This window comes from Marinobacterium sp. xm-d-564, from assembly GCF_013283345.1.
GTDB lineage: Bacteria > Pseudomonadota > Gammaproteobacteria > Pseudomonadales > Balneatricaceae > Marinobacterium_E.
The window spans coordinates 210,560-228,459 of record NZ_WBYO01000001.1 but is presented as its reverse complement, the minus strand read 5'-3'; the positions used below and the strand labels follow the sequence as shown (position 1 = coordinate 228,459).

Genomic DNA, 17,900 nt, shown 5'->3' with positions numbered 1-17,900 from the left:
TGGTAAAAATATGGCTAATCGACTTACCAAAATCTATACACGTACTGGCGATAAAGGAACTACCCGACTCGCCACTGGTGCAGAAGTGCATAAGACACATCCTCGTGTTGAAGCGATGGGTACTGTTGATGAGTTAAATAGTCTGATTGGTGTGGTCGATTCACACCTTTCAGAAGCTGATGATCTATCGCCAACCTTTCGCAGAATTCAAAACGATCTGTTCGACCTTGGTGGTGAGATTGCCATTGCTGATGACAGCTATGTGGTTATTTCACCCGAGATGGTTAATTGGCTTGAAGAGGTGCTGGATCACTACAACGACACGCTACCATCACTAGAGAATTTCATTCTTCCAGGTGGAACACCCGACGCAGCTCACACTCATCTCGCCAGAGCAGTCTGCCGAAGAGCTGAACGCGGCTTGGTAGAGCTCGCACAGGAGAGTAGCGTCAATCCTCAAGCCATAGCTTATATCAACCGCCTTTCGGATCTGCTGTTTGTACTAGGCAGAGTCCTAGCTCGACGCGATGGACAAGAAGAGATACTCTGGCAACAACGTTCACCTAAAAGCTAATTTATCGAGAACTGAACCATGCGCTTTCTGGCTCTTCTTATGTTTCTTAACTTCAGCACAACCAGTTATGCAGACTGTGCCTTTGATCAAGATGTGTGCGAGGCATCCTGTAAACTTCGCTTCATCACCAATGATGCAGAGAAAGCGGGCTGCATCTCACGTTGTGTTGCTGAAAGAACTCTCTGTTCGGCTAAAATCGGGGCGGGTAAAGCGAAAGAGTTTGGTGAAGAAGCACTAGAAGAGTCAAAATCCTTTATTGAAGGCTTTACGGCTGATCAAGCAAAAGATCTGGGTAAAAAGGCTTGGGAAAACACCAAATCGTTTATCGACGGCATGATCGACAAACCTAAAGATGAAGCAACAGAGTAGTGGTTAATCCAAGCGACTCAAAATTTCACAGACCTCATCCACTCCATCCAAAGTTCTCATCGTCAAACGATGTAGATAATCAGAATTGATTTTATAGAGATTCTGGTGCCTAACCGCATCAAGAAATGGCCACTGCTGCCAAGCCTCTTGCCAAGCATCGGGAAGACCATCGGATGCTAAAATCAGCTCTGGATTCATACCGATGACCGATTCAATACTGACTTGCGGTGCCATTTCAGGCCGATCTTTGAATACATTGACTCCACCGCAATGATCCACAGCTTCTGAAACAACCGATTGGGCGTTAAGCGTGAGCATCGGATCTGACCATAGTTGGTAAAAAACTCTCTTAGGCTCTTTTACCTTGACGGCGCTGCTGGCCAAGCGGCGATTAAACTCGGCAATCAAATTACTCGCCTCTGCCTCTGCATTGAGCAATCTACCCAACTCCGTTAACTGAGCAGGTATCTCAGTGAGAGTATCGCCTTTAATCCTGATCAAATTAAGACCCAGAGATTCAAGGTAAGTTAACTGCCGTTCGGGGTTACCCCCCTGCCAAGCCAATACATAATCGGGATCTAACTTCACAATCGCTTCGGCATCGAGCGATTGGTAGTCCCCTATCACTTGAACATCTAAAATCTCTTTAGGGTAATCCGCGGCAGATACCCTACCAACAACCCAACCCCCTTTTCCCAGTGCATAAATATTTTCAGTAAGGTCCGGCGACAACACCACCAACCGAAGGTCTGCTAGAGCCGAAGCAGGAATGAGTAGAATAATCAGAAAGCGCAGCAGCAAAACTAGCCTCATTAATACTTATTACTGAGCAATAATTGAATTAAGCCTCAAGTTTAGCATGGGCTTTAGCGCGACTTTCATTTATTCTTATCGGGTAGAGTTCGAGTCACACAAAGGAGTTAACGTGGATCAGAATACAGTTTGGGTTATTGCAATCGCTGCGCTTATTATCGGTACTTTATTGGGTTTCTTGTTTGGCCGTAGTGGCAGTAACGGTTCACGCGAAGTACAACTTGCGAACGATCTTGAGAAGGCTCAGCTTGATTTAGAGCGCTACCGTGATGAAGTTAACCAACATTTCAGCAAGACGGCTGAACTTGTGAACGGCTTAACCAACCAATACCAAAAAGTGCATCAGCATTTAGCCGAAAGTGCTGAAACACTGGTTCGTGATGAAAAACTGGTTGCTAGTCTAAAAAGCAGTGCAGGCAGCCAACTGGAAGACAAGTCTACAGCTTCTAGCACTCAAGCAGAGCCACCGACTCTATCAATGCCACTAGACTATGCTCCGAAGAGAGAAGATGAACCTGGCACACTGTCAGATAGCTTTGGACTTCACTCTGAAATTGTTGAGAACCCAGCGGACCCCGCCAAGGTTTACAACCGAGACGAAAAGAGCGCCTAAGCGCTCTTTTTTATTGCTAATTAGCCAGTCAAAATCAGGCGGGGTTATCGATATCGATAAATTGATGTTCGATACCAAAAGCATTCGACAAATGCTCTCCCAGTGCCTTTGCACCGTAACGCTCCGTCGCGTGATGTCCAGCTGACAGGTAGTGAATACCCGCTTCTCTGGCATAATGAACCACTGGCTCAGAGATCTCACCACTAATGAAAAGGTCAGCCCCAAGCTGATCAGCACGCTCTATCATGCGTTCTGCCGATCCGGTGCACCAGGCAATGCGTTGCACAGAACGATCGTCACCCAGCACCAATTCAGCCTGACGGCTCAGCTTTGTGGAGACTAAATCTGAAAACGCTTGAGCACTCATCGGTTGTGATATTGACCCGACATTTCCCACGCTGAACGGGTTACCCTGATCCATGCCATCTTCTATCTGCATGCCGATGATCTCAGCCAACTGAGCATTGTTTCCCACTACAGGATGCGCATCCAGAGGCAGATGATAAGCCAATAGGCTGATATCGTTTTTCATCAGGGTACGAATGCGATTGCCTTTGATACCGGTTAATGGCTCGGACTCCCCTTTCCAAAAGTAACCATGGTGAACCAACAGAAGATCAGCACCGGCTTCAATTGCCGCATCAATCAACGCTTGGCTTGCTGTAACACCACTGACAATTTTCGAGACATTTCTCTTACCCTCAACTTGCAATCCATTGGGGCAGTAGTCTTTAAACCGATCAACGGATAAATAGTCGTTGCAGTAACTGACAAGATCTTTCAACGCGACAGACACCGAATACCTCTTAGAAAAATAGTGTTCAAGTTACATCTTACCCCGCTATCGCCTTATAATCAGTAATCATTACAAGCTGGTAAGAGCAATTTAACATGGGCAAGTATCTGAACACCTTGGTTTGGCCAACACTGGCTGGCATTCTAGCGGCAGTATTGATCGTTCAATTCTTCCCACAGCTCAGCGGTTCTAACAGTACCGAAATTAAGCTGATCAACACACCCGCAGATCAAGCTGGGCCGCAATTGATTACAAGCTACTCTGAAGCCGTGAAGAAGGCAGCGCCATCAGTTGTCAGTATTTATGGACGCGCTTTAGAGACTAATGAGAACAACCAGATTTCACTCCCTCAAAGTTTAGGTTCTGGCGTTATTATCAGCAAAGATGGTTTCGTCATGACCAATAACCACGTTGTAGCTGCTGCTGAACAGATCATCGTTTCGTTAATTGATGGACGTGAGGCAGTGGCTTCCATTGTCGGCACCGATCCAGAATCAGATTTGGCACTGTTAAAAGTAAACCTGGAGAATCTACCCGGCATAACACTGCTTCCAACCAGCAGTGTAGCGATCGGTGATGTTGTGCTGGCCATCGGAAACCCTTTCGGTGTTGGGCAAACCGTTACCCAAGGAATTATCTCTGGCATGGACAGACACAGTTTAGGGCTGAATACCTACGAGGACTTTATTCAGACCGATGCTGCTATTAATCCAGGCAACTCTGGCGGCGCACTGATAACGGCCACCGGCGATCTGGTTGGCATCAATACTGCCATTTTTTCAAAGTCAGGTGGCTCACAGGGAATTGGCTTTGCCATTCCAACGGAACAAGTTATAGATGTGCTATCCAATCTGGTCCGTTATGGCCGAGTCATTCGCGGCTGGGTCGGCGTGGAAGCTCGTCCGATGCTTCCAAATGAGGCGGAGGCCGTTGGCCTGAAACGAGACAGCAAAGGTTTGTTGTTAACCGGCATCTATCGCAATAGTCCTGCGGAGCTGGCAGGCCTACAACCGGGTGACGTTTTATTAGCGATCAACGGTGAACCCGTTAAAGGTTCCGGAGTCGCATCAATGAATCAGATTGCTCGCGTTAAACCGGGTGATGTAACAGAGATGAAGATCTTTAGGGACAACAAAGAGTTGGTACTTGAGGTGACAACCAGTGAGAGACCTCCAAGCCGATAACCATCAGCTTGGAGACTAAGTTAAGTGTTGTCCTTAATTCGGTACTCAGCAGAGCGAGCGTGAGCTGTTAGCCCCTCTCCTCGCGCTAGAACAGAAGCAACCTTGCCCATCTCTGATGCACCCTCAGCAGAGAACATGATCAGTGAAGAGCGTTTCTGGAAATCGTAGACTCCCAATGGTGAACTGAATCGCGCAGTACCTGAAGTAGGCAGAACGTGGTTCGGACCCGCACAATAATCACCTAGAGCCTCTGCCGTATAGCGACCCATAAAGATGGCACCAGCGTGCTTAATCTTCTCAGTCAAGGCGACAGGGTCTTCAACAGAGAGTTCAAGGTGCTCTGGCGCAATTCTATTAGAGAGTGCAGCCGCTTCATCCAAATCAGCAACTTCAATCAATAGAGCACGATCTGCTAAAGATGCTGAAATAATCTGCTCACGCTCAAGAGTAGGCAGTAATTTGGCAATACTCTGTTCAACACGATCAATGTAAGCGGCATCGGTTGCGATCAAAATAGGCTGAGCGTCTTCATCATGCTCCGCTTGAGAGAAGAGATCCATCGCAACCCAATCTGGGTCCGTTTTGCCATCGCAAATCACAAGAATTTCCGAAGGTCCTGCAATCATATCGATACCAACAGCACCAAAGACCGCACGCTTAGCTGTAGCAACATAGATGTTACCTGGACCAACTATTTTATCGACTCGAGGCACTGTCTGTGTTCCATAAGCGAGAGCAGCAACGGCTTGTGCGCCACCGATTGTAAAGACACGATCGACGCCAGCAATCGCTGCGGCGGCTAAAACCATCTCATTGATAACACCATCCGGTGTCGGCACAACCATGATAATCTCTTCAACACCGGCTACTTTCGCAGGCATTGCGTTCATCAAAACTGAAGAGGGGTATGCCGCCTTACCACCAGGAACGTAGATACCTACGCGATCCATAGGGGTTACTTTCTGGCCTAACAACGTGCCGTCAGCCTCTTCGTACTGCCAAGAGTGAGAGAGCTGTCGTTCGTGGTATGAACGCACACGATCAGCAGCCACTTCAAGTGCATTACGCTGTTCTGGCGAAATAGCCTCAAGTGCCTGCTGCAAACGAGCTTTTGACATCTCTAACTGAGAGATCTCAGATACAGACGTGCGATCAAAACGATTGGTTAACTCAACTACCGCCTCATCACCCATAGCTCGAACCTGCGCAATGATGTCATCAACACGCTCATTGACGGCTTTATCTGAGACACTCTCCCAAGCCAACATCGCATCAAGTTGCTGATCGAAATCGGCTTGTGAACTTTTTAGACGTTTAACTTGAGAAGTCATATTACTTTCCACGTTTATCAATAACCGCTTGTGTTAGTTGATCAAGAATTGGTTGAATCAGATCGTACTTCATCTTCATAGAGGGCTGCCCTACTACGAGACGAGAGCTGATATCAGCAATGTGATCCATCGCTTCTAAGCCATTGGCACGTAATGTGTTACCGGTATCGACGATGTCTACAATACGATCGGCCAAACCCATGATAGGAGCCAACTCCATCGCGCCGTATAACTTAATAATGTCAACCTGACGTCCTTGACGGGCAAAGTATTCACGAGTCACGTTGACAAACTTGGTAGCGACACGCATGCGACCTTCAACCGCTTCAGCATCTTTCATTCCTGCTACGCGTAGTTGGCAGGTTGAGATCTCTAAATCTAAGGGTTCGTAGAGTCCGGCCCCGCCGTGCTCCATTAAAACATCTTTCCCGGCAACACCCATGTCAGCACCACCGTACTCAACGTAGGTTGGAACATCGGTCGCACGAATCACCACTAGCTTGATGTTCTCGTGATTAGTATCAAAGATGAGCTTTCGGCTTTTAAAAATATCTTCAGTCGGCTCTATGCCCGCTGCAGCAAAAAGCGGTAGGGTCTCTTCAAGAATTCGACCTTTAGACAACGCTATGGTTAATTGCTCTTTCATCACTAATCCAATTATTAAGCAGGAACACGGCGAATTTTAGCGCCTAAGGACTGCATCTTCTCTTCGATACACTCGTATCCACGGTCAATGTGGTAGATGCGCTCCACTGGAGTCTCGCCCTCTGCAACTAACCCTGTAAGTACAAGACTTGCTGATGCTCGTAGATCTGTCGCCATAACCGGTGCCGCTTTAAGTTTTTCTACACCTTCAATGGTTGCAGTGTTGCCATCAACAACGACTTTCATTCCAAGACGAATCATCTCTTGAATGTGCATAAAGCGGTTTTCAAAGACAGTCTCTTTGATGCGACCCACACCATCAGCAATGCTGTTAAGCGCTGCAAACTGAGCTTGCATATCGGTCGGAAACGCTGGGTATGGAGCGGTTGTAATGCTCACCGCTTTCGGACGGCGGCCCTCCATATCCAGCTCGATCCAGTCATCACCTTGTGTAATCTTGGCACCAGCCTCTTCAAGCTTTTTCAAAACCGCTTCAAGAATATCACCGCGAGTATTACGGGTACGCACTCGACCAGAAGTGATAGCGCCAGCGACTAGGTAAGTACCGGTCTCAATGCGATCCGGCATAACTGAGTGAGTACACCCTTTAAGAGTCTCTACACCCTGAACACGAATCGTATCTGTACCAGCACCTGAAATTTTAGCGCCCATAGCGATAAGGCAGTTGGCTAGATCGACCACTTCGGGTTCACGTGCCGCGTTTTCAATGATCGTTTCACCTTCAGCTAAAACTGCAGCTGATAGGATGTTTTCAGTACCGGTTACCGTCACAGTATCAAAAAAGACCGTAGCCCCTTTTAAGCGGCCATCAACACGAGCATCAATGTAGCCATCCATGACTTCAATCTGAGCCCCCATCGCTTCCAATCCACGCAGGTGAAGATCGACCGGACGACTACCAATGGCACAACCACCAGGCAGGGAAACCTGTGCACGACCATGTCGCGCTAACAGAGGGCCCAATACGAGAATTGAAGCACGCATAGTTTTCACCAACTCATAAGGTGCTGTGAATTCGGTGATCGTAGTGGGATCAAGCTCAACACTCATCTTCTCACCCACGGTAAGCTCAACGCCCATACGACGCAGCAGCTCAAGCATGGTGGTGATGTCATGCAAATGCGGCAGATTGCATATAGTGACCGGCTCACTGGCGACTAGGGTTGCAGCAAGAATCGGTAGCGCAGAGTTCTTTGCACCAGAGATCCACACTTCGCCGTCTAAACGAGCGCCACCTTCAATGATTAATTTATCCATCTGATTACCTAAGCAGATTAATTACTGCTGTGACTCCCACTGATCTGGAGTAAACGTTTTAATGGAAACAGCATGGATAGCACCTGATGCAATTTGATCAGTCAAACAAGCGTATACCGCTTGCTGCTTCTTAACCGGACTCATTCCGGAGAACATTTCACCAACAACCGTTACCTGAAAATCACAGCCTTCGCCCGCCGTATGGACCGTACAACCCTCAAGCTGACTCTCAACCAGTTGCTTCACTTCATCAGCGTGCATAGTAATCTCCAGATAATCCTTAAATTTAGCCGCGTATAATAACGAAAAAGGGCCCTGATATCATCTATCAAGGCCCTATAAATGCATTCAAAACGAACACTACAGATTATTGAATATCAACGCCCACTAGGTCCGCAATGGTCTCCATCTGAGTTGGAAGATTGGCCCACTCAATATTGGCGTTATTTCGTTTGATCTCTACCCACAAGGCGACCGCACAACTATCGACTTTCGTTACATTAGATAGATCGATCGCGCTTGCTCCTGCAGCAATAGCAGAGCAAACCTGTTCAACAACTTGGTTGTAGGTGTTACGAGTCAACTCACCTTGAATCTTAAACACCGGATCCATTAGGCACCTGACACTTTATCAGACATCGCTTCAGACCACTGCTCGATCACTTTAGCAATTTTTCCATGCTGCTCCATCAAGCCAGCAAATTGGTTACGGAAGGTAATTCTCAGATTAATACCATCGACAACCACATTGACCAATAACCAACGGTCATCTTTGTAAACCATGTAGTAAAGAAGAGAATAAACCGTTCCATCTTCCGCAGAGACATTCACGTTGACAATCTGTTTGTCGGGATCTGGGCTTTGCTCAACTGGAGGGATGATTTCAAACTCTTTAAAGTTGAACCCAACGACTGCTTTGGCATAAGTTCTAAGCAGAGTGCTTTTCACAACGACCGCAAAATCAGCGACCTCTTTGTCACTAGCGCGGCGGTAATATTTACCCATGATCGATTTCGCAATGTACTCAAAATCAACCGACTCACCGACCAGCTTATCGATCTCCCCCATCAACTCATCAACATTCTCTGGCTGTCGAAGGCGCTCATCATTAACCAAGGCGAGCATATCCGCAGTCGCTGTCTCCATGATCTGACTGGCAGAGTCCCAATTAGCCTGCGCAGGAGATAACGTCCCCATCAAGAGAGTAGCCAGAAAAATAAAACGACCTAACATGTTACTCACTCACCTTATTAAACAGGAACTTACCTACAATCTCTTCAAGCACTAGTGCTGACTGCGTATCTTCAATCGTCATACCATTTTCCAAAAGATCATCTTCAAACCCAGGGGTAATACCGATGTACTTCTCCCCTAAAAGACCTGCCGTTAGAATTTGCGCTGAGCTATCAATGCTAAGGTAGTCAACATCATCAAAGATCTGCATCTCCACTTCGGCCATCAGGCGCTTAGGATCAATGCGAATAGCTGAAACCTGACCAATTTGAACACCGCTCATGGAGACTTTTGCACGCTCAGTTAGACCCCCAATATTGTCAAAGCGAGCATAGACGGTGTAGCCTGTCCCCTTCTGAGAGAGGTTTAAACCGCTGACATTTATTGCCAGAGCGACAAGAGCCAAAATACCGGCGAGGATAAGTGCGCCAACACTGATTTCGAGGGCACGAAAACGCATTAAAAATCTCCAAACATCATTGCGGTTAGAAGAAAGTCCAACCCTAGTATAGCCAGCGAAGAGTAGACAACTGTGCGAGTGGTCGCCTGCGAGATGCCTTCTGACGTTGGCACACAATCATTACCCTGAAAAACAGCTATCCAGATCACTACAAAACCAAATACCAACGATTTGATTACACCATTTAAAACATCTTCAGAGAAGCTGACTGAAGCCTGCATATTGGCCCAGAAACTTCCAGAAAAAATACCTAGCCAGTCAACAGCGACTAAAGATCCACCCCAGATACCTACGATCGCAAAAATCATCGACAGTAAAGGCATACTGATAAAACCTGCCCAGAGACGCGGAGCAATAATGCGTCGCATGGGATCGACACCAATCATCTCATAACTGGCTAACTGCTCGGTCGCCTTCATCAAACCAATTTCAGCAGTGACCGCGGAACCCGCTCGTCCAGCAAATAGCAGTGCAGTAACCACAGGGGCCAACTCACGAACCAGCGACAGCGCCACCATCTGACCTACAGCCTGTTCTGAACCGTAATCCACCAGAATAGTGTAGCCCTGCAAACCGAGTACCATTCCGATAAACAGACCCGATACGATGATAATGACCAGCGATAGCACACCAATGAAATAGAGCTGGCGAACCAACAGCGGCAACATCATCACAGGTGCTGGCTTGGCAATTAGAGATTGACTCAATAACTGCCCTGCACGACCCACTGCAGCCACGCGATTAAGAGTTTTAGCGCCCAATTGTTGCAGAAACTGAATCATTGTGAGCCACCAAACAACTGATCTTTGAAAGAGGGAGCTGGAAAGTGGAAAGGAACGGGGCCATCAGGTCGACCTTTCATGAACTGTTCAACGCGCGGATCTTCAGAACCATTGAGTTGATCAGGTGCACCTTGAGCCAGCACCTTCCCATCAGAGATAAGATAGACGTAGTCTGCAATGCTCAAGGTCTCTTGGATATCGTGCGAGACTATGACTGATGTATGACCAAGCGCCCTGTTCAAACGAGAAATCAAATTAATCAGAACGCCCATGGCAATAGGATCCTGTCCTGCAAAGGGCTCGTCATACATCAAGAAATCCGGATCAAGGGCTATTGCCCTAGCTAATGCAGCCCGCCTTGCCATACCCCCTGATAACTCAGCTGGCTTAAGTTCACTGGCACCTCGCAAGCCGACAGCATTCAACTTCATCAAAACCAGATCTCGAACAACGCTTTCGGGTAAATCTGTGTGAACTCTTAAAGGAAAGGCGACATTTTCAGCTACTGACATATCCGTAAATAGAGCACCGCTTTGAAACAGCATCCCCATTTTTGCCCGTAACTCGAAGAGACGGCGACGTGAAAGAGAGTGAACATTGTCACCGTCGACTCTAATCGAGCCCTGATCAGGCGTAAGCTGTCCCCCAATCAATTTAAGAAGGGTCGTTTTTCCCGTTCCTGAGGGCCCCATGATCGCTGTGATCTTGCCGCGAGGAATGGTTAACGATAGATCATCAAAGATCTTTCGTTCACCACGCCAAAAGCTGAGATTACTCACTTCGATATGTGTGTCATTTAATTGAGCCATCAGTGCCTATCGATGAATAAATAGAAAATATTGGTAGAATTCTAGTCTAAAAACATAGCTTATCAAGCAGACCTTTAGATTAAGAGAAAAATATCGAGACTCTTTACCGGACAGTCACTTATAAAAACAGTAATATACTGTAAATTAAACAGTATTAACGCGAACTTAAGGATCTCGACCCTTGTCCGACTCCAATACCACTCGATTCGATTACGTGAGCGCAGGCAAACAGACCATCTCGATTGAGCAAGAGGCTATACAAGCCCTAAATGACTCTCTTGGAGAGGCGTTCAACCAAGCTTGTCACTCTCTTTTGAACTGCAAAGGACGTGTCATCGTGACTGGCATGGGCAAATCAGGGCACATTGGCACCAAAATAGCAGCAACTCTAGCAAGCACCGGAACACCCGCGTTTTTTGTGCACCCAGGCGAGGCGAGTCATGGCGATCTGGGCATGTTCACGAAAGAAGATGTTGTCATTGCCCTATCCAACTCAGGTGAATCCAACGAAGTCGTTACTATTTTACCTCTGCTTAAACGCAAAGGGATTACGCTCATTTCAATCACCTCTAAACCCCATTCAGCGTTGGCAACCAGTGCTGATATCAGCCTTGTGACCCCTATCGAACGCGAAGCTTGCCCACTTAATCTTGCCCCCACCTCCAGTACAACCGCACAACTGGTGCTTGGCGATGCGATCGCAACGGCTCTTTTAGAGGCGAGAGGATTTAGTGCAGAAGATTTTGCCTTTTCACACCCCGGCGGTGCGCTGGGTCGTCGACTGCTGTTGAAAGTGAGTGATTTAATGCACTCTGGAGACGAAGTTCCCTCAGTTGCACCAGGCACTCCCATTCAAGAAGCGCTTTTGGAGATCACCCAAAAACGCCTGGGAATGACAACCGTTGTGGATGAAGAACTCCAACCTCTTGGCATTTTTACCGACGGGGACCTCCGCCGTGCCATTGACCAGGGCGTTAATCTGAATCAAGCCTCAATCGACTCTGTCATGACAAAGAGTTTCACAACGGTGACGCCTGAGATGTTAGCCGCCGAAGCTTTACAGATCATGCAAGATAAAAAAATTAATGCACTCATTGCTTTAGATGAGACAGGGAGAGTTGCTGGGGCATTGAACATGCATGATATGTTAAAAGCAGGGGTCATCTAATGCGTCCCAATCCAACAGAAGAACAGATAGCACTAATCAAACCCATTCAACTACTGGTGATGGATGTTGATGGCATACTGACCGAGGGCAATCTTAGCTTCCTAGCCGATGGCAGTGAGATTAAGAGCTTCAATATACTGGACGGCCTTGGCATAAAGCTGTTAACGGAATCCGGCGTAAAAACCGCCATCATTACCGGTAGACAATCTAATCAAGTCATCCAACGCGCTGAGTCACTGGGCATCAATTACATACAGCAAGGCCGAGAAGATAAATTGACCGCGCTTCAAGAGCTTTGGAAAAACACCGGTTACAACGCTTCAAACACGGCCTATATCGGCGATGACTTACCTGACCTATCTGCCATTATAGCCGCACGCTTTGGGGTCACCGTTCCGAACGGTCACTGGCTCGTAAAAGAGAACGCTGATCATATTACGACTCAATCAGGCGGTCGCGGAGCTGCACGTGAGCTGTGTGAATTGATCATGGCTTGCCAAGGTACGCTAGACAACGCGTTGGAGCGATTTAAGTGATCACTAATCTCAGAGCGAAAATTCGATTAGCCATTGCGTCGACGTTGATTGCTCTTTTTTTGATCTTCACACTGTTATTGAATCAAGGCGATATTGAAGAGGGCGTACTCCTTAAAGAGAACCCAAACAGAATTGATTTTTTTGTAACTGACGCCACTCTCACTCGTTGGTCTGAAGCGGGCAATCTAAGCTCTGTCACCCACACCCCGCGAGCAGAGCATTTAGTTAACTCAGAACAGATGAAGTTAACAACACCTTTCTCCGTAGGCTATCGCCAAGATGGCACGACTGAACACACCATCAATGCTGATCTGGGCTTTTTTGCTGACGACAACAGTCAACTAGACCTTGAAGGCAGTGTAGAGCTTCACCATAATCCAGATTCTGAGAAAGACACTGCACTCTTCACAGAGCAGTTGAGCTACTTTCCAGAACAGAATCTGGCGACCAGTGATGTAGCCGTCGAATTTCTGAACAACCAGGGTTCAACCAAAGGGGTTGGCATGACACTGAATACGGAATTAAACACCTTAGATCTTCATTCAACCGTGAGGGGGGCCTATGTCGCTTCGAGCACTGACCAGTAACCTATTTCTAGCCTTTACAGTTGTTCTTAGTGGATCAGCTTTAGCGCTGCCAACCGATAGAGACGAGCCTATCTACGTTGAGGCAGACTCAGCTAATATTGATGAGGCCAAAGGAGTCACTCGATACACAGGCAACGTCATCATCACCCAGGGATCAATGGTGCTTAAAGGTGAAACCGTCGATCTGTTACGTGGTAATGATGACACCATCAATCAGATCATCTCAAAAGGTGCTCCAGCCTACTTCGAACAACGCCCTCAACTGGACCAAGAGATTACCTATGCAACCGGCTCAACTCTGGATTACACAGTAAGCTCTCAACTGCTGTTAATTACGGGGAACGCTAGAGTGACTCAGGGTGGTGACGAGTTCACTGGGGCTAAAATTAATTACGACATGGCGAACTCTAAAGTAAAAGCCTTTAGCAGTGAGAGCGGAAGCCAGCGTGTCAAAATGGTTCTTCAGCCTAAAAAAGATAACTAACCATGAGTTCACTCGAAGCCCTCCACCTAGCCAAAAGCTACAAAGGACGCTCTGTTATTCAAGATGTGTCCGTCACTGTTGAGCCCGGTGAGATTATAGGATTGCTTGGGCCCAACGGAGCGGGTAAGACAACCTGCTTCTATATGATTGTAGGTCTGGTCAGAGCGGATCGAGGCAACATTCGTCTCAATGGCGACGACGTCACTAGAATGCCTATTCATGAGCGCGCAAAACGCGGCTTAGGCTATCTTCCGCAAGAGGCCTCTGTATTCAGAAAGCTGAGTGTCTACGACAATCTGATGGCCATACTGGAGCAGAGAAAAGATCTCACCAAAGATCAACAGCACCAGAAAGCTCAGTCACTGCTTGAAGAGTTTCATATCACTCACATCAAAGAGTCCAAAGGGATGGTCCTATCCGGAGGTGAAAGACGCCGAGTTGAGATTGCAAGAGCCCTAGCAAACGATCCTGACTTCATCCTACTGGACGAGCCTTTTGCTGGTGTAGACCCCATCTCTGTCAGCGACATCAAACAGACAATCAGACACCTTAAAGATCGAGGTATTGGCGTCCTGATAACAGATCACAATGTCAGAGAGACTCTCGACATTTGCGAACGGGCTTACATCGTTAGTGAGGGTAACATTCTTGCAGAGGGTGAGCCTGAGCAGATCATGATGAATCAAGCCGTTAAAGAGGCTTATCTGGGCAATGATTTTCGCTTGTAACTCTCACACTTTTAAGTAATTATCATTTTAATGAAGCACTCTTTACAGCTCAAAGTCGGACAGAACCTGTCCATGACCCCACAATTGCAGCAAGCGATCAAATTGCTGCAACTCTCCTCCTTAGAGCTACAGACAGAGATTCAAGAGGCACTCGATAGTAACCCACTACTGGAGGTAGCCGATGAAGAAGATCAGAGTGAAGAGAACTCTCAAAGCATTGAGCAAAAAGAGTCATCAACCTTAGATGAGACCCAATCTAATTCAGAGATCGAAGAGACGTTCGAATCGTCTCAGCCGGAAGATAGCTGGTCTACTGATGACATCCCTGAACAGCTTTCAACCGACAGTCAATGGGACGATACTTACCAAAGCTCTTCAAATTCCAATCGTGATGATGATTGGATGCCAGGTGATAATGACGCTGCGGTTGAAACCATCCAAGACCACCTTAACTGGCAACTGAATCTGGTTAATTTCAGCGATGTTGATCGATACATTGCTGAGATGATTATCGACTCTATCGATGATCGTGGCTATCTGATCACCGATCTGCAGGACATTCTTCTTAACTGCCAAGAGGAACTACCTGAACTCTTTTTTGAAGTGGAAATGGATGAGGTGGAGACAGTACTTCACCGCATTCAACAGTTTGACCCACCCGGTGTCGGTGCCCGTGATCTTGCAGAGTGTTTGAAAATCCAGTTAAGACAGCTACCCATAGAGACACCTTGGCGCGCAGAGTCACTGCGCCTAGCGACCGACTATTTAAACCTGTTGGGCAGTCGAGATTTTAAATCTTTGATGCGCCGTATGAGGCTCAAAGAGGAGCAACTGTCAGAGGTGGTTAGGTTGATTCAATCACTTAACCCAACACCAGGAGACTCTTTAGATCTGGGTGATACTGATTACATCGTACCGGACGTGATCGTGCGTAAACGCGCTGGGGAGTGGACACTCACTTTAAATAACGACGTAGTTCCTGAGTTACGTATCAATGATGTCTACTCAGGCATGATTAAACGTGCAGACAACTCCGCGGAGAACCAATTTTTAAAAGACCATCTCCAGGATGCACGCTGGTTCATAAAAAGCTTACAAAGCCGCAACGAGACCCTCTTAAAGGTTTCAACGGAGATCGTTTCCAGACAGATCGGTTTTCTCGAGCAGGGTGAACAGGCGATGAAGCCTCTTATTCTTCACGATATTGCTGAAGCCGTTGATCTACATGAATCCACCATCTCCCGTGTTACAACTCGAAAATACATGCACACCCCGCGCGGTGTCTTTGAATTGAAGTATTTCTTTTCGAGTCAGGTGGCTACCAGTGACGGCAGTGGTGCATCGTCAACTGCGATCCGAGCAATCATTAAAAAACTAATTTCAAAAGAAGACCCTCGCAAGCCACTAAGTGACAGTAAGCTTGCTACACTACTAGATGAAGAGGGGGTGAATGTTGCAAGACGAACCATTGCTAAATATCGCGAAGTTCTCAACATTCCACCTTCAAATGAGAGAAAGCGTTTGGTTTAATTGAGGTAGGCGGCCTCATTTTTTCACTCCGCCTAAGACGAGGAGAAGTCATATGCAGATAAATATTACTGGTCATCACGTAGACCTGACTGAAGCTCTAAGTGAATACGTACGTAACAAGTTCGATAAGCTAGAACGTCACTTCGACAACATTCAGAATGTACAAGTTACTCTCAGTGTCGAAAAGCAGGGTAAAAAAGCCGAGGCTGATATTCACTTAGCCGGTGGCCAAGTGGTTGCTTCTGATGAGCATGATGACATGTATGCAGCGATTGATGGCTTAGTGGATAAGCTTGATCGCCAAATCATCAAGCACAAAGAAAAAATGAAATCTCACAAATAAACGAACGACAACATGCAACTAGGTGACCTACTGACGACTGAAACAACCGCCTGCCGGGAGTCAGTCGCCAGTAAAAAACGCCTTCTACAAGTGGCCAGCAAAAAGCTGGCCTCTTCAGTTGATGGCGTAACAGAAGATGAAATTTTTACAGGCCTTCTTAATCGTGAGCGATTAGGCAGTACAGGCATTGGCTCTGGCGTGGGTATACCACACTGTCGGATTCCGGGCTGTTCAACAGCATCGGCCTGCTTAATCACACTCGATGGCGGTGTCGATTTTGATTCAATCGATTCAGCGCCGGTCGATCTTGTCTGCGCACTGATCGTGCCCGATGATGGAAATGATGAGCACCTTAAGACACTAGCTGGTCTAGCAGAGCTGTTCAGCAAGCCCGAAGCCCTTAATTCACTTAGAGACTGCACGAATTCTGAGGCCCTACTCAATAAAGCAACTGAGCTATCAAAGGTCTGATCATGAGAGTCGTTGTCATCTCAGGTCGCAGTGGTTCAGGGAAGAGTACCGCCTTGCAAGCACTTGAAGATGTAGGGTTCTACTGCATAGACAACCTACCGGCGACACTATTGCCAGCGCTGGTCGAGCAGATGCTTAACGACCAGAATAACGCACCCCTGATTGCTGTGAGCATTGATGCCCGCAACCAGCATACCGACCTAAAAGCCTTCCCAGAGATCATGGAATCCTTGAGGGCTAGAGAAGATATAGGCATCGAGATCACTTATCTTGACGCATCAGAAGCGACCCTATTGAAACGGTACAGCGCCACTCGAAGAAAACACCCGCTGAGCGACCAAGATATTGGACTGGAAGAGGCAATAGCCTTAGAACGAGATCTGCTTGAACCCATCGCAAGTTCTGCAGACATGAGAGTTGATACCACTCGGCTTTCACTCTATGAACTGCGTGACACCATTAAATTGAGGGTAGCACAGCGTAAAGAGCAAGCGCTCTCTTTGCAGTTTGAATCCTTTGGCTTCAAGCACGGCGTTCCATTAGATGTTGATTTCAGCTTTGACGTCAGGGTGCTTCCTAACCCCTACTGGTTTGTAGAGTTGCGCCCTCTCTCTGGGAAAGATGAACCGGTTAAAAAATTTCTCAACGCTTCCGATGAAGTGAATGAAATGATTAATGACATAGAGCAGTTCATTGTGAAGTGGATTCCCCATTTCAAAACAAATAATCGAAGCTATGTTACTGTTGGCATTGGTTGCACGGGCGGCCAACATCGCTCTGTATACATTGCGGAGAGCCTTGCATCTCGCTTTGCTGACAGAATGGATAACATCCAAGTACGCCATCGAGAATTATCAGAATAAGTTTCGCAATGATTGAAAAAAACGTTACTATAATCAACAAATTGGGACTACACGCGCGTGCAGCGGCTAAACTTATTGGCGTAACAGGTAAGTTTGGTTGTGACATCAAAATCACAAAAGATGGCAAAACAGTCGATGCTAAAAGCATTATGGCCATTATGATGTTGGCTGCATCCCAAGGAACAGATCTAATCATACAAACGGATGGCGCTGATGAATCCGCCGCGATGGATGCCGTGATTGAGATCATAAATAACCGTTTTGACGAAGATGAGTAGAGACTAACCTACTCGTAAAGGAGGG

25 protein-coding genes are annotated in these 17,900 nt (G+C 47.1%); 14 read left to right on the top strand and 11 right to left on the bottom strand.

The window, feature by feature from the left end:
• Positions 1–10 precede the first annotated feature (10 nt).
• On the top strand, positions 11–574 hold the full coding sequence (locus XMD564_RS01185; RefSeq protein WP_173507663.1) for a cob(I)yrinic acid a,c-diamide adenosyltransferase: 564 nt from the start codon (positions 11–13) through the stop codon (positions 572–574).
• A gap of 18 nt (positions 575–592) precedes the next feature.
• Positions 593–943 carry a hypothetical protein gene (locus XMD564_RS01180; protein ID WP_173507662.1) on the top strand — a complete coding sequence of 117 codons (351 nt, stop codon included), beginning with the start codon at positions 593–595 and terminating at the stop codon, positions 941–943.
• A 3-nt stretch (positions 944–946) separates the two neighbouring features.
• Here XMD564_RS01180 and XMD564_RS01175 read toward each other — a convergent pair whose 3' ends face one another.
• Complete coding sequence (locus XMD564_RS01175) at positions 947–1,744, bottom strand: helical backbone metal receptor (RefSeq protein WP_173480533.1); 798 nt, start codon at positions 1,742–1,744, stop codon at positions 947–949.
• A gap of 124 nt (positions 1,745–1,868) precedes the next feature.
• On the opposite strand from XMD564_RS01175, the gene XMD564_RS01170 reads away from it, so the two are divergent.
• Positions 1,869–2,369, top strand: a complete 501-nt coding sequence (locus XMD564_RS01170) for a ZapG family protein (protein WP_173480532.1) — start codon at positions 1,869–1,871, stop codon at positions 2,367–2,369.
• Positions 2,370–2,403: 34 nt separating this feature from the next.
• Here the strand turns inward: XMD564_RS01170 and XMD564_RS01165 are convergent, their stop codons facing one another.
• Complete coding sequence (locus XMD564_RS01165; RefSeq protein ID WP_173480531.1) at positions 2,404–3,165, bottom strand: Nif3-like dinuclear metal center hexameric protein; 762 nt, start codon at positions 3,163–3,165, stop codon at positions 2,404–2,406.
• A 95-nt stretch (positions 3,166–3,260) separates the two neighbouring features.
• Here XMD564_RS01165 and XMD564_RS01160 point away from each other — a divergent pair, with 95 nt between their 5' ends.
• Positions 3,261–4,349, top strand: coding sequence for a S1C family serine protease (locus XMD564_RS01160; RefSeq protein ID WP_173507661.1), 1,089 nt, complete (start codon positions 3,261–3,263; stop codon positions 4,347–4,349).
• 20 nt (positions 4,350–4,369) lie between these two features.
• Here XMD564_RS01160 and hisD read toward each other — a convergent pair whose 3' ends face one another.
• From hisD to XMD564_RS01115, 9 genes are all read right to left on the bottom strand, one after another.
• Positions 4,370–5,680 (bottom strand): histidinol dehydrogenase, encoded by a 1,311-nt coding sequence (gene hisD, locus XMD564_RS01155; protein ID WP_173480529.1) that lies wholly within the window; start codon positions 5,678–5,680, stop codon positions 4,370–4,372.
• Between the two features lies 1 nt (position 5,681).
• Positions 5,682–6,326, bottom strand: a complete 645-nt coding sequence (hisG, locus tag XMD564_RS01150; protein ID WP_173480528.1) for an ATP phosphoribosyltransferase — start codon at positions 6,324–6,326, stop codon at positions 5,682–5,684.
• Between the two features lie 14 nt (positions 6,327–6,340).
• Positions 6,341–7,603: a UDP-N-acetylglucosamine 1-carboxyvinyltransferase gene (murA, locus tag XMD564_RS01145; protein WP_173507660.1), complete on the bottom strand. Its 1,263-nt coding sequence runs from the start codon at positions 7,601–7,603 to the stop codon at positions 6,341–6,343.
• A gap of 21 nt (positions 7,604–7,624) precedes the next feature.
• Positions 7,625–7,864 (bottom strand): BolA family protein, encoded by a 240-nt coding sequence (locus XMD564_RS01140; protein ID WP_173480526.1) that lies wholly within the window; start codon positions 7,862–7,864, stop codon positions 7,625–7,627.
• Between the two features lie 106 nt (positions 7,865–7,970).
• Positions 7,971–8,216, bottom strand: a complete 246-nt coding sequence (locus XMD564_RS01135; RefSeq protein WP_173480525.1) for a lipid asymmetry maintenance protein MlaB — start codon at positions 8,214–8,216, stop codon at positions 7,971–7,973.
• Complete coding sequence (locus tag XMD564_RS01130; RefSeq protein WP_173480524.1) at positions 8,216–8,836, bottom strand: phospholipid-binding protein MlaC; 621 nt, start codon at positions 8,834–8,836, stop codon at positions 8,216–8,218. The genes XMD564_RS01135 and XMD564_RS01130 overlap by 1 nt, the downstream gene beginning before the upstream one ends.
• Position 8,837: 1 nt before the next feature.
• Positions 8,838–9,296 (bottom strand): outer membrane lipid asymmetry maintenance protein MlaD, encoded by a 459-nt coding sequence (gene mlaD / locus XMD564_RS01125; RefSeq protein WP_173480523.1) that lies wholly within the window; start codon positions 9,294–9,296, stop codon positions 8,838–8,840.
• Positions 9,296–10,078: a lipid asymmetry maintenance ABC transporter permease subunit MlaE gene (gene mlaE, locus XMD564_RS01120; RefSeq protein WP_173480522.1), complete on the bottom strand. Its 783-nt coding sequence runs from the start codon at positions 10,076–10,078 to the stop codon at positions 9,296–9,298. The genes mlaD and mlaE overlap by 1 nt, the downstream gene beginning before the upstream one ends.
• Complete coding sequence (locus XMD564_RS01115) at positions 10,075–10,887, bottom strand: ATP-binding cassette domain-containing protein (protein WP_173480521.1); 813 nt, start codon at positions 10,885–10,887, stop codon at positions 10,075–10,077. The genes mlaE and XMD564_RS01115 overlap by 4 nt, the downstream gene beginning before the upstream one ends.
• A gap of 181 nt (positions 10,888–11,068) precedes the next feature.
• On the opposite strand from XMD564_RS01115, the gene XMD564_RS01110 reads away from it, so the two are divergent.
• Genes XMD564_RS01110 through XMD564_RS01065 form a run of 10 tightly spaced genes read left to right on the top strand, consistent with a single transcriptional unit; the run spans position 11,069 to position 17,875 of the window.
• Positions 11,069–12,055: a KpsF/GutQ family sugar-phosphate isomerase gene (locus XMD564_RS01110; RefSeq protein ID WP_173480520.1), complete on the top strand. Its 987-nt coding sequence runs from the start codon at positions 11,069–11,071 to the stop codon at positions 12,053–12,055.
• Positions 12,055–12,591 (top strand): HAD family hydrolase, encoded by a 537-nt coding sequence (locus XMD564_RS01105; RefSeq protein WP_173507659.1) that lies wholly within the window; start codon positions 12,055–12,057, stop codon positions 12,589–12,591. Before XMD564_RS01110 ends, XMD564_RS01105 begins: the two co-directional genes overlap by 1 nt.
• Positions 12,588–13,178 (top strand): LPS export ABC transporter periplasmic protein LptC, encoded by a 591-nt coding sequence (gene lptC / locus XMD564_RS01100; RefSeq protein ID WP_173507658.1) that lies wholly within the window; start codon positions 12,588–12,590, stop codon positions 13,176–13,178. Before XMD564_RS01105 ends, lptC begins: the two co-directional genes overlap by 4 nt.
• Entirely contained in the window at positions 13,153–13,662 is a 510-nt protein-coding gene (lptA, locus tag XMD564_RS01095; protein ID WP_173483318.1) for a lipopolysaccharide transport periplasmic protein LptA, read from the top strand. The genes lptC and lptA overlap by 26 nt, the downstream gene beginning before the upstream one ends.
• Before the next feature lie 2 nt (positions 13,663–13,664).
• Positions 13,665–14,390 (top strand): LPS export ABC transporter ATP-binding protein, encoded by a 726-nt coding sequence (gene lptB, locus XMD564_RS01090; RefSeq protein WP_173483918.1) that lies wholly within the window; start codon positions 13,665–13,667, stop codon positions 14,388–14,390.
• A 30-nt stretch (positions 14,391–14,420) separates the two neighbouring features.
• Positions 14,421–15,920, top strand: a complete 1,500-nt coding sequence (locus XMD564_RS01085) for an RNA polymerase factor sigma-54 (RefSeq protein WP_173507657.1) — start codon at positions 14,421–14,423, stop codon at positions 15,918–15,920.
• Between the two features lie 52 nt (positions 15,921–15,972).
• Complete coding sequence (hpf, locus tag XMD564_RS01080; protein WP_173483917.1) at positions 15,973–16,263, top strand: ribosome hibernation-promoting factor, HPF/YfiA family; 291 nt, start codon at positions 15,973–15,975, stop codon at positions 16,261–16,263.
• A gap of 12 nt (positions 16,264–16,275) precedes the next feature.
• Positions 16,276–16,734 (top strand): PTS sugar transporter subunit IIA, encoded by a 459-nt coding sequence (locus tag XMD564_RS01075; protein ID WP_173507656.1) that lies wholly within the window; start codon positions 16,276–16,278, stop codon positions 16,732–16,734.
• Positions 16,735–16,736: 2 nt separating this feature from the next.
• Entirely contained in the window at positions 16,737–17,597 is an 861-nt protein-coding gene (gene rapZ, locus XMD564_RS01070) for an RNase adapter RapZ (protein WP_173507655.1), read from the top strand.
• 8 nt (positions 17,598–17,605) lie between these two features.
• Entirely contained in the window at positions 17,606–17,875 is a 270-nt protein-coding gene (locus XMD564_RS01065) for an HPr family phosphocarrier protein (RefSeq protein WP_173483320.1), read from the top strand.
• The last annotated feature ends 25 nt before the right edge of the window (positions 17,876–17,900 follow it).

Excerpts from the sequence above, each read along its gene's own strand:
- rapZ (WP_173507655.1), top strand. The coding sequence starts at position 16,737 with ATGAGAGTCGTTGTCATCTCAGGTCGCAGTGGTTCAGGGAAGAGTACC.
- hpf (WP_173483917.1), top strand. The coding sequence starts at position 15,973 with ATGCAGATAAATATTACTGGTCATCACGTAGACCTGACTGAAGCTCTA.
- XMD564_RS01130 (WP_173480524.1), bottom strand. The coding sequence starts at position 8,836 with ATGTTAGGTCGTTTTATTTTTCTGGCTACTCTCTTGATGGGGACGTTA.
- XMD564_RS01105 (WP_173507659.1), top strand. The coding sequence starts at position 12,055 with ATGCGTCCCAATCCAACAGAAGAACAGATAGCACTAATCAAACCCATT.
- mlaD (WP_173480523.1), bottom strand. The coding sequence starts at position 9,296 with ATGCGTTTTCGTGCCCTCGAAATCAGTGTTGGCGCACTTATCCTCGCC.
- lptB (WP_173483918.1), top strand. The coding sequence starts at position 13,665 with ATGAGTTCACTCGAAGCCCTCCACCTAGCCAAAAGCTACAAAGGACGC.
- XMD564_RS01185 (WP_173507663.1), top strand. The coding sequence starts at position 11 with ATGGCTAATCGACTTACCAAAATCTATACACGTACTGGCGATAAAGGA.
- hisG (WP_173480528.1), bottom strand. The coding sequence starts at position 6,326 with ATGAAAGAGCAATTAACCATAGCGTTGTCTAAAGGTCGAATTCTTGAA.
- hisD (WP_173480529.1), bottom strand. The coding sequence starts at position 5,680 with ATGACTTCTCAAGTTAAACGTCTAAAAAGTTCACAAGCCGATTTCGAT.
- XMD564_RS01160 (WP_173507661.1), top strand. The coding sequence starts at position 3,261 with ATGGGCAAGTATCTGAACACCTTGGTTTGGCCAACACTGGCTGGCATT.
- XMD564_RS01140 (WP_173480526.1), bottom strand. The coding sequence starts at position 7,864 with ATGCACGCTGATGAAGTGAAGCAACTGGTTGAGAGTCAGCTTGAGGGT.
- XMD564_RS01075 (WP_173507656.1), top strand. The coding sequence starts at position 16,276 with ATGCAACTAGGTGACCTACTGACGACTGAAACAACCGCCTGCCGGGAG.
- XMD564_RS01135 (WP_173480525.1), bottom strand. The coding sequence starts at position 8,216 with ATGGATCCGGTGTTTAAGATTCAAGGTGAGTTGACTCGTAACACCTAC.
- XMD564_RS01115 (WP_173480521.1), bottom strand. The coding sequence starts at position 10,887 with ATGGCTCAATTAAATGACACACATATCGAAGTGAGTAATCTCAGCTTT.
- lptA (WP_173483318.1), top strand. The coding sequence starts at position 13,153 with ATGTCGCTTCGAGCACTGACCAGTAACCTATTTCTAGCCTTTACAGTT.
- mlaE (WP_173480522.1), bottom strand. The coding sequence starts at position 10,078 with ATGATTCAGTTTCTGCAACAATTGGGCGCTAAAACTCTTAATCGCGTG.
- XMD564_RS01085 (WP_173507657.1), top strand. The coding sequence starts at position 14,421 with ATGAAGCACTCTTTACAGCTCAAAGTCGGACAGAACCTGTCCATGACC.
- XMD564_RS01065 (WP_173483320.1), top strand. The coding sequence starts at position 17,606 with ATGATTGAAAAAAACGTTACTATAATCAACAAATTGGGACTACACGCG.
- murA (WP_173507660.1), bottom strand. The coding sequence starts at position 7,603 with ATGGATAAATTAATCATTGAAGGTGGCGCTCGTTTAGACGGCGAAGTG.
- XMD564_RS01180 (WP_173507662.1), top strand. The coding sequence starts at position 593 with ATGCGCTTTCTGGCTCTTCTTATGTTTCTTAACTTCAGCACAACCAGT.